This window comes from Candidatus Omnitrophota bacterium, assembly GCA_028699255.1.
Classification (GTDB): Bacteria; Omnitrophota; Gorgyraeia; order 2-01-FULL-45-10; family 2-01-FULL-45-10; genus FEN-1322.
Window position 1 is genome coordinate 1 of record JAQVUX010000020.1, and the last position, 8,701, is coordinate 8,701.

Annotated in this window: 17 protein-coding genes; all 17 read right to left on the reverse strand. The window is 47.4% G+C overall.

Annotated features, from left to right (window positions below; all coding sequences use genetic code 11):
• Positions 1-344, reverse strand: a 344-nt coding sequence (locus PHS46_08310; protein MDD3906504.1) for a hypothetical protein, incomplete at its 3' end; no start/stop codon positions are given.
• Positions 341-874, reverse strand: a complete 534-nt coding sequence (locus PHS46_08315; protein ID MDD3906505.1) for a hypothetical protein — start codon at positions 872-874, stop codon at positions 341-343. The genes PHS46_08315 and PHS46_08310, both read right to left, overlap by 4 nt.
• On the reverse strand, positions 871-1,218 hold the full coding sequence (locus PHS46_08320) for a hypothetical protein (protein ID MDD3906506.1): 348 nt from the start codon (positions 1,216-1,218) through the stop codon (positions 871-873). The genes PHS46_08315 and PHS46_08320 overlap by 4 nt, the downstream gene beginning before the upstream one ends.
• Positions 1,215-1,928, reverse strand: coding sequence for a DUF5131 family protein (locus tag PHS46_08325; GenBank protein ID MDD3906507.1), 714 nt, complete (start codon positions 1,926-1,928; stop codon positions 1,215-1,217). Before PHS46_08325 ends, PHS46_08320 begins: the two co-directional genes overlap by 4 nt.
• Before the next feature lie 15 nt (positions 1,929-1,943).
• Positions 1,944-2,231, reverse strand: coding sequence for a hypothetical protein (locus PHS46_08330; protein ID MDD3906508.1), 288 nt, complete (start codon positions 2,229-2,231; stop codon positions 1,944-1,946).
• Positions 2,228-2,593 carry a hypothetical protein gene (locus PHS46_08335; GenBank protein MDD3906509.1) on the reverse strand — a complete coding sequence of 122 codons (366 nt, stop codon included), beginning with the start codon at positions 2,591-2,593 and terminating at the stop codon, positions 2,228-2,230. Before PHS46_08335 ends, PHS46_08330 begins: the two co-directional genes overlap by 4 nt.
• A gap of 216 nt (positions 2,594-2,809) precedes the next feature.
• Complete coding sequence (locus tag PHS46_08340; protein ID MDD3906510.1) at positions 2,810-3,106, reverse strand: hypothetical protein; 297 nt, start codon at positions 3,104-3,106, stop codon at positions 2,810-2,812.
• 177 nt (positions 3,107-3,283) lie between these two features.
• The gene (locus tag PHS46_08345; protein ID MDD3906511.1) at positions 3,284-3,790 is read right to left on the reverse strand and encodes a hypothetical protein; all 507 of its coding nucleotides are present in this window, start codon (positions 3,788-3,790) and stop codon (positions 3,284-3,286) included.
• Positions 3,787-4,236 carry a hypothetical protein gene (locus tag PHS46_08350; GenBank protein MDD3906512.1) on the reverse strand — a complete coding sequence of 150 codons (450 nt, stop codon included), beginning with the start codon at positions 4,234-4,236 and terminating at the stop codon, positions 3,787-3,789. The genes PHS46_08345 and PHS46_08350 overlap by 4 nt, the downstream gene beginning before the upstream one ends.
• Positions 4,223-4,375 (reverse strand): hypothetical protein, encoded by a 153-nt coding sequence (locus PHS46_08355; GenBank protein MDD3906513.1) that lies wholly within the window; start codon positions 4,373-4,375, stop codon positions 4,223-4,225. Before PHS46_08355 ends, PHS46_08350 begins: the two co-directional genes overlap by 14 nt.
• A 165-nt stretch (positions 4,376-4,540) precedes the next feature.
• Positions 4,541-4,852 (reverse strand): HNH endonuclease signature motif containing protein, encoded by a 312-nt coding sequence (locus PHS46_08360; GenBank protein ID MDD3906514.1) that lies wholly within the window; start codon positions 4,850-4,852, stop codon positions 4,541-4,543.
• Between the two features lie 326 nt (positions 4,853-5,178).
• Positions 5,179-5,625, reverse strand: coding sequence for a putative metallopeptidase (locus tag PHS46_08365; protein MDD3906515.1), 447 nt, complete (start codon positions 5,623-5,625; stop codon positions 5,179-5,181).
• Positions 5,626-5,660: 35 nt separating this feature from the next.
• Positions 5,661-5,990 (reverse strand): hypothetical protein, encoded by a 330-nt coding sequence (locus tag PHS46_08370; GenBank protein MDD3906516.1) that lies wholly within the window; start codon positions 5,988-5,990, stop codon positions 5,661-5,663.
• A complete protein-coding gene (locus PHS46_08375) occupies positions 5,980-6,480 on the reverse strand; it encodes a hypothetical protein (protein ID MDD3906517.1) in 501 nt (166 codons plus the stop codon). Before PHS46_08375 ends, PHS46_08370 begins: the two co-directional genes overlap by 11 nt.
• A gap of 9 nt (positions 6,481-6,489) precedes the next feature.
• Entirely contained in the window at positions 6,490-6,954 is a 465-nt protein-coding gene (locus PHS46_08380; protein ID MDD3906518.1) for a hypothetical protein, read from the reverse strand.
• A 554-nt stretch (positions 6,955-7,508) separates the two neighbouring features.
• Entirely contained in the window at positions 7,509-8,483 is a 975-nt protein-coding gene (locus PHS46_08385; GenBank protein ID MDD3906519.1) for a hypothetical protein, read from the reverse strand.
• Between the two features lie 86 nt (positions 8,484-8,569).
• A partial coding sequence (locus PHS46_08390) for an RlpA-like double-psi beta-barrel domain-containing protein (GenBank protein ID MDD3906520.1) occupies positions 8,570-8,701 on the reverse strand: 132 nt, incomplete at its 5' end.

Here is an 8,701-nt window from a genome sequence, read left to right on the forward strand (position 1 = left end):
TTCGTGCATTCCCAGGGTATCGTTCCGCCGAACCCCACAGCAGAAGACATATACGGCCTATTGTAATACTTACCGTATATCTCCGGCATCCCTGCAATAGCATCATAGGGCAAGCCAGATCTATAGAACCCCCCACGATAACGAACTGCGCCTTTGTGTCCGCACTGAAGGCAGGTTACGTCCTTCCGCACCTTATATAAAGGCTCGCTGTCGGTGTTCTCTTTTATGCGCTCCACGATCTGACAGGGATTGTTGCCTTTTCTCTTAGGACATCTCTGGTTCGTTATCTTGCAAAAGTCCCGGTTCTTTGCCTCGCATGTGGTTTTGAATTCACAATCGTTCACTTCACACCGTCCTTTTCCTTCGCGGTTTTGTATTTCCAGCCTTTCAATATCCTCAAGTCAAGGCCCAACGATGTTACCGCATGATTGACGGTATAGCACTTTAGATAGTCATGTGTCCTGTTGGTCTTTAATCTGTCATCCCATACAGGAGTATCAAATGCGACGCACCAGCATCCATCCGAAAACTCTACCGTTCCCATTGCAACGCCGGGGCTTACCTTGCTTCCTCTATGCTCATAATAGGAAACACGAACCCGGTCTTTCCCATATATCACCCGGCCATTAGCATCTTTGAATTCGGTATCAAGCATAACAAGAAAGTTTGAATACTCGATATCGTCATCAATCGGGGTCCATATCTCGCATTCGTCCTTGTCCCGGTAGTAAAGAAGGATGTTCCCCTGGGAATCAATGGCAAAAGTTCCTCCGGTGTTCTCCCGTCCTGTTTCCCGCTTAATAAATCCCCTCATATCATCGTCCGGGAAGTATAAGGTTTCATCTCTTAGGTCCAATACTCTGAATTTCATCATTCACCTTCCTTTTTAAGAGCCTTCGCCTTTTCCAAGAGCGCATCCATGATACCCCTTCGGCAATCGGGGCAATCTATCTCTTCCAAGTCAAGCATTGGAACTGGGTTTGCATTGAAGAACAAGTCACCTCCGTATCGCCCGAAGAATTCAACAGTATGGGTGCTGCCCAAAGCAAAAAGCTTCTGACAGCACGATATGATGCAGATAGTCTTGCCTCCCGAAAGAAACACCTTCGCTATGGCGTGAATCGGTCCATCCTTCTCCTTGAAGGCATAATACTTGTTGCCTACCATAACAACCTTGTCCGGCCTTCCTTCCCGTTGTTGCTTTAACCAGTCCATCACAACATCTCCTCCGGCCATTCCTGTATGGGAAAGAACGCATACAGCGGGCTTTTGACAAACAAAGGGATTTTACGATAGGACGTTGCCGTTATAATGTTCCTTACCCATTTATCCTCCGGAGGCTTCGCCCCCTTACCCGACTGTTGTCCTACTATCACCCAATCTATCCCGTCCCAATCAACATAGGGTGTAACATCGCCAAGTAAAGGCTCGATACTCAGAAACTTGAAGTTGTCCAGAATTGCCGTGTTCAACGTTTCGCTTCTGGCGTGAGCCGTCTCGGGATGGTCTATCGATGTTCCTATCCAGCAGTTGCCGGGAAGCTTCGGATAATCGTAAAGCCTCTCCGGATTTTTCGTTAATAGCTGAAAGATATGCCGAGGACATTCCCGCATACGCTCTATTACCTGATCTATCCACTCATTGGGAACGGCATTTCCGAACATATCACCCGTGCTGCAGACGAATATTTTTGAAGGTGTCCGTAGCTTCTCCGGCTCATTGAGCCTTTCAGGATGAAACGTAGGCTTGAATCCGTATTGATAGCCTTTCGTTCCTGCGAACCTGTCTGCTATCTTTTTGGCATAACAATAATGGCACATCCTCGGGTTTTCTTCCGTTCCTCCCGGTCCATAACAACCTGTGATCGGCGTCCAGGTCATGTTTGTCCACTGTATGCCATCTTTGCCATTTCTCTTCTGCTTGTTCATACCGCTCCCCCCATCTTATCTGTTAGCTCTTACATTTTCCGACAATATAAACTTGATTGCCATTGCAGCCAACTGAATCGCTTCTTCTTCCGCCGTCGAATACCCATTTTCTGTAACCCTATTGGCCTTTATCTCATCCTTTAATTCTTCCCATTCCTCAAGGATAACGCCCATAGCTTCATGCGAACTGTTAAACAGTGGATATTTCCTGTTGGCCGATCTTAACTCGGAAACCACACTCCTGACAATATCGGCTATGGCCTCCTCTATGGCGGCAGCATTCTCCCCCGTGACTTTTATCATTTGTTGCCGCCCTCCTTCTTGTCTTTCTTCTTCGGCTCCGCCGTCCTCTGGTGTAATTCAATCTCTTGCGGTCTTGTCAGAAAATCTTGATTCTGCTGAAACAAATCTGCTTCCCCCTTCCTATATACAACAACGTCTTTAGTTACCATATCAGCCAGGGTAAAAGTGTCATTGTAACCTTCGTCTGCTATAAACTCGAAAGCTCTTTTCCCTTTTATCCCGACAGTGCCTATCCGTCTTATGGTGTTGCCATTGTCTTCAACCTCAACACCTATCCGCTCGCCGGTCTTTAACTCGTCATACTCGCATATGGATGTAAATGTCCGGTTACGGCTCTTTATCTCGAATTCCGTAACAAACATTTTTTCCCTCTTCCATCGCTATGCCGCGACGTTTGTTCCTTACATGTCCGTTTACGGTGCTGCTCTTATAGGCATAACGGATGCTTCTGCACTTACGACAATATATATCCCGGCCATCTGCTCTTTTCTTATCCTTCGAGAACTCTTTCAACACCTTGCTTGCTTTGCATGATCTGCAAACCTTCTCCTGTGCCTTTCGTCCCACTTCTTACCTTCCTACAATCCTGGAAACGTCTGCTCTTCTATGACCGGACGGCTTATACGGCGAAAGAGCCGAGTTTCGTATGATCTATTCCCCCTATACTCCGTAACCTTTCCCGCCACAAACATTCCCGATACTTCGATGTAAAAGAATATCCGTTTCTTCCGTTCTTCCGCCGAAAGGCGTTTCAGGTTCGTATGCGTCGCTCTTCGGGTTATCTCATCGAATAGGTTATCGTCTTCCCATCCGATAATTTCCCGTCCTGCTTCCCGAATAACCTGATCTGCTATTTCGGCTACCGTCTTTCGCATCTCCCACCCTCTCTGCTACCTTGCGGCACTCGCTACAGGTTACATCTGATAACCGGCCATCAAACAAGCTAGATTCCGGACCAGTGGCACCGCAACTGCCTGTCACTTTGCCTTGATATACCGGCCAATACCTTACAGCGTCATGCTTATGGACCTTTACTTTGTCACGAAAAAGCTTCATCCCTTGACTGGCTCCTCTTTCAATCCGTTACATTTTGTCACGGATTCTTTCTTTGCGTCTTCGATAATCCAGTTTTCTGGTGAAGGGTCATGCTCCCGGAGAAGCGCAGCAAGGGTTCCTTTAGCATATCCACACCATACCCGCCAGTTTACATTCTTTTCCCCGTAATCATAGCTTTTGCTTACCCCGTATCGTTCTGCTTCCCCCCGAGTAAGCCATATGCTTTCTGTCCTCCAGAAACAGTCCATGTATCCTTCTGACATTAAACGGTCATCGTCGATGGAAGAGTTGTTTTCAAAAAACTCTTCCCGCTCGTCTTCGCTCATCTCCTCGAACTTTTCCGGGGTGATGTCCCACAACGCACCTTCGCTATCGTTATAATAATAAAGATCGCGGCACGCTTCATCTTTCATATAAACAACTCTTACCTGAAAGAAGTATATAGGGTCTAGCGTAGCTTCAGCACTTCTCCTGCCCGGTAAAGCGGTTTTCGTGTCTGTCATTGGTCAATCCCTCCAAAGTCCGGTATTTTATCCACGTTCTGCAATTCAAAGTGAAAGTCTATCATTTCATCGACTGCTATCTTCCCCTGCGGGGCTTCTTTCTGGTTATCGGCTACTTTTCTTTCTATTGCCCTCATACCTTCTATAAGCAAGAGAGCAATTTCGTTCCCCTTGCCCGACACACTGAACTGATTTCCTCCGCCGCAACACGGGCAGAAGGCTACCAATGCAGTTAAGCGTATGTCTTCCCGCAATTGAAACGCAGCTACCTTTTTCAGCATCTCAGTGTCTAAGCTTATAGGGAACCCGCATCCTCTACAGCGCCATTCTTGAACGGCAGGCTTGTCTTTTGAAAGCTTCTTATTCCGCAAGTAGATATAGAAGTATGCCGCGTAAACACTCACACAAACGCCAAACATGAAGGATGTAAAATCACGCAAGCCCATTTTTAGCCGCCTGCAGCATCACGTATTCAATTATTCCCTCTTCGAGTTCTTCTTTGGGAGCTTTTCTGACAATTTGTTCCGCCTCTTCAGGCGTTATGCTTGATTTTCCCTGTAGAATAGAAAATATCATCCATCTCATATTACCGTTCCCCCATCCGGTTTTTTTATAGGCGAGGCAGGACGGCTCCGGTGTAGAGCCTTTATGCAAGCAGGCTTTGATTGGTTATCCCATTGGATTGGTTGTACCCTTTGGGAGTGTTCCTGCCTCGCCGTATCGTAACGGGACAGACCGCATTCAGTCCCTTTAACGATCTAAGTTTACCGATACATACTGTTTGATAATTACTTTTATTTCCTCAATGCTTTTGCCTTCCCTAAAGGCTATGATTTTCAAGAGCGTATCCCTGGATATCTTCGCGGCTGGCAATAATTCGTAATGGCAACGCCCGCATAACTGAATAAGGTTTTCCGGTATATCCGGTCCGCCTTTACCTCTTGTTACCACGTGATGCGGTTCACCATGCGCCTTTGCCCCACAAAGCTCGCAATACGGCTTCCGCACCTTATCAATGGTTGCCTGTGATTTTATTCTCTTTTGTTTCTGTAATACAGGCATCAAACGCTCCTATCATTTGGCCGTCTCTCCCGGCCAAGTCAAGCCTATGTCTTACCACCGTGCCATACTCACAATTTCAATTCAACCTTACACCAGCGGCTTTCCCGGCTGCCGCCCCATAGACGGCTCATTATCTTTAGCTCTTCTGCTTTGATATTCACAGGTAAGGGAGCGGGCCGGACTCGAACCGACACCACCCAAACATTCAAGTATTTTACCAAATGACCAACGCTTTTACCCGTTGTTATCCGCTCCCAAGTGTCCGCCCGTGGCTCGCAGGCGGACATATTGATTTACAGTTGCTCAACCTTTCGGAAGGCAAAACGTTAAGGATTTTTCCCCAACGAACCTACATTCAGACTTAACTGCACGGCTGCGCCGAAAGTCTGTAACCCCTTACACCACAGACCATGCCGCTCTACAATAGCCGAGAACTCCTCAAGATCATGCGGGATAATATACGGCTCATTCTTGTCATTATCCCACCCGCAGTGACACAATTCGTGATCGATTATCGCCTTGTGCATCTTATCGTCAACTGTCATCCACACGTCTTGTGCAACTTCAATTATGAAGTCAATCCCGGCGAGGTATCGCATTATCGCCCCGGACTTAATCGCCCGTGCAGCGACTGTCCTTCCCTTGCTGCTCATATGCTTTTCGCGAAAGATAGCCTTGATTCTCGCATTGGCCAGGTGTGTATGGTGAATCCGTATACCTTCGGCAATAAACGGCATTACTTCTTTGTCTGCGTCAGTATATCCTACCTTCAATTCCTTCCCCCCTTTCCGCAAAAGCGATGTTCAAATCACCTGACGGTTATCACGCCGGACTCGGTATCAATTTGCACATCGCATTCATCAAAGTTTATGTCTTTTCCCGCTTCCGAAGAAAGGACAATCGCCCGAATAAGCTCACCGCCGATCTTCTCCTCTTTATCGATGGCCTTATTCATCTCATGCAAGCTCTTTCTGGCCTTGTCCATCTTTTCCATAAAGTCATCGTATTTCTTTCCTGCCTGTCCACGTTGACCATACATCTGGCCAAGCTTACCCTCATACTCCTTAACCTTCTCCAGTTGAGAAGGAGTAAGCTTGATGACTACCCCCGGCTTCATTTCCACTACATTACTCTCCACTTCTAAAAACCTTCCTTTCTTTCTTATCCGGCCAGGATACCAGTTCCCCGTTGTTTATATCCAGCCGCCACTTTCCGCCATTGTCATTCTCGGTGTAATAATATATCCCTTCTCCACAGAAGAAGAAAAATATGTCTTGCCCCTCATAAATACGGGCGATATTCGTAGCATATTTGTAGTCAGCTTCCATGCCAGAAGTGGGCGGCTCCGCCATTGGCTTATCTTTCGCAATGTTTACTATGCACTGGTGAAACGTCCATATCTCTTCGCATCTTTCCATCAACATTTGTCCGGCTTCCATGCCGGCCTTCCTCTGTGCCGGGTCCGTATCGCTTAACATTGAGCCATAAAAAAGATGAGGAGCTACCGGATATTGAGTTGCATGGCCGTCTTCAAGCCCACGCAAAAACACGAACAGGCAGTGCGCCTTTGCGTGCTCAAGGTTCATCGTCTTTCCTTGAAACTTAGAACATACGTAGATACCTTTCACTTCTTCCCCCTAAGAACGGTCAAGCTCTTTTTTCCTGATGTCCATAACCTTCTTGGCCGCATTATACAACCCGTCAAGGGCTGTCATTCTTCCGTCTATCTTTCGGTATACCGCTTTCCTGTATATGGATAGCAACTCTACCGGAGCCCCTGCTTTCTCAGCAGTGGCCGCTCTAACGTCTACTGTTAACTTAGATTGCGTTATGTCAGATCGCGCATCATTGATACGATCTTTCTGGATAAACTTCGCTACCTCATATTCCAGATTGGCTTCTGCAAGAAGATCGCTTATCGAAAACATCTGCGCCGGAATCCATATCGCCAGCCACTCAAGATAAGGTATGCTCAATCCGTCTATCTCATCCGAGGTCATAGATTTAAGTTTTCTTATAATGGGGTCCACGTCTTTGAATAGAGAATCAACCCATGTGTTGATGTTGTTCAAATCGGCTTTGTAGTCAATGCCTTTTTCCATGCAATGTTGTTCTAATGCCGCTGACACGTCTTCCCCCATCTGTGCCTAAAAACCGCTATTTTTGATTGCTTTTTTTGATTTATTGCCTGCTTATTGATTAAATTATAGCATATCTGAAAAGTTTTGCAAGGGCTTACTAGGAAGGTTTTTAAGGAAACTTCGGGGAGAAAACAACGCATATGGGATAGAAAAGCCCCGGCGAACCGGGGCCGGAAGTTCTTATAAACATTCGTGATGGACAGGGGGTGCGCCGGACGACGTATACCAGGGGCCATTGATAATGATGCCCTGACACTTGGCACAACGCGGCACATCTTGTGTCGCGTTGGGATTGTTTTCGACGTATTTAATAGCACACTCCGCACTACAAAACCCACCGATATCGTTTCGATCTCCATTACCATTTCGCCGTAGCAGGTAATGCATTGGCGTTTCTGTCGTGCCACACTTTCTACCACACACTATGCAATCCATCGTTTCATTTCCTCCCAAGCCCGGTCCCTTATCGGACCTGCGGCTACGGGAGGGGAATAATCCCCTCCCGGCGTGTTATTTCAGACCGTCATTATCTTGTCCAGAAGCTTGACGGCCTGCTTATTCACGAGGTCCATCTTCGACTTCGCCGCATTCAGATCACGGCTCAACAACTCTTCGTAATTGGCAACAGCCGCCTTGAGTTCCTTCACGCGATTGATGTGTTTCATGGCAACCGACTTCGTGACTTTTTCCTCACCCTTTAGAAGATCGGCCAACTCTTTCGCAGCCGCCCCAAGCTCCTCGGCGGTCTGTGACTTGAACTTCTCGTAAAGGCTCTTCCGGTGTTTTTCGCTGTCCATCATTGCGATGGATTCAAACACCGAGGCGTCGTAATCGCTGTGCAGTATCGCCATCTTATCGATCATCGGGATAAGCTTTTCAAGCTTTTCCACTATCTCGTTATGCTGACGAGGAACAAAGTAGACGGCACCGCTCGGACGCATCACCGTGGGTCCGAGGCTCATTATAAGATCGTGTACCATAACCCGAACCTTACGCCCCATGTGATAGGAGCACAGGGTATCGAATTCAGACTTCGCCTTTTCCATAATCGCTTCATACTCGGCAACCCCGGCATACTTCGGATTGAGCTTGCTATACATGTTTTCCGATTTAACATTGAAGCACAACTCCCCGACCTCCTGGTATTCAAGAACACGATTGCTCGTATCGCGCTCCTCCCGGATGACCTTGCGTATCGCGCTTTCGCCATCATTGCCCAAGTCCCGGACCATGATAGAGAACCCGTGTCCGTTCTCGGTTACGCCGGAAGACTTGAGAATCCCCGTGGCGGCTCTAAAGGCGTGCGCCCGGCTCGGCTCCTTGAGCATCCATGCTTTATCGAAGCCTACCTTATCAAACGCTTTCTCAAGGTCTTCGTGAGAAATCCGGAAGTCCCGAACGGACCACCATACAATATTCCCAAGAAGCGGAAGGTCCGCCATATCTCCGACTACCCCGACACTGTTCTTCACTTTTTCTTTGGTTGTCATTTCCGCATACCCCCATCGTTTTATTAGAGGGTCAAACCCTCATTACTATATACATTCCACAACAAATTTTGTTTCTCGGAGTGTTATTACCTCCTTTTTATTACCTCAACAGTTATCCGGTCCCGTCCCGTTCGATAATCGATTGTCTTTGCCGCCCGATAGGAAAGGTCTATCTTTCTACCTCGCGCGAACGGCCCCCGGTCATTCATCCGGACGAT

Excerpts from the sequence above, each read along its gene's own strand:
- PHS46_08315 (MDD3906505.1), bottom strand. The coding sequence starts at position 874 with ATGATGAAATTCAGAGTATTGGACCTAAGAGATGAAACCTTATACTTC.
- PHS46_08325 (MDD3906507.1), bottom strand. The coding sequence starts at position 1,928 with ATGAACAAGCAGAAGAGAAATGGCAAAGATGGCATACAGTGGACAAAC.
- PHS46_08330 (MDD3906508.1), bottom strand. The coding sequence starts at position 2,231 with ATGATAAAAGTCACGGGGGAGAATGCTGCCGCCATAGAGGAGGCCATA.
- PHS46_08335 (MDD3906509.1), bottom strand. The coding sequence starts at position 2,593 with ATGTTTGTTACGGAATTCGAGATAAAGAGCCGTAACCGGACATTTACA.
- PHS46_08340 (MDD3906510.1), bottom strand. The coding sequence starts at position 3,106 with ATGCGAAAGACGGTAGCCGAAATAGCAGATCAGGTTATTCGGGAAGCA.
- PHS46_08345 (MDD3906511.1), bottom strand. The coding sequence starts at position 3,790 with ATGACAGACACGAAAACCGCTTTACCGGGCAGGAGAAGTGCTGAAGCT.
- PHS46_08350 (MDD3906512.1), bottom strand. The coding sequence starts at position 4,236 with ATGGGCTTGCGTGATTTTACATCCTTCATGTTTGGCGTTTGTGTGAGT.
- PHS46_08355 (MDD3906513.1), bottom strand. The coding sequence starts at position 4,375 with ATGAGATGGATGATATTTTCTATTCTACAGGGAAAATCAAGCATAACG.
- PHS46_08360 (MDD3906514.1), bottom strand. The coding sequence starts at position 4,852 with ATGCCTGTATTACAGAAACAAAAGAGAATAAAATCACAGGCAACCATT.
- PHS46_08380 (MDD3906518.1), bottom strand. The coding sequence starts at position 6,954 with ATGGAAAAAGGCATTGACTACAAAGCCGATTTGAACAACATCAACACA.
- PHS46_08385 (MDD3906519.1), bottom strand. The coding sequence starts at position 8,483 with ATGACAACCAAAGAAAAAGTGAAGAACAGTGTCGGGGTAGTCGGAGAT.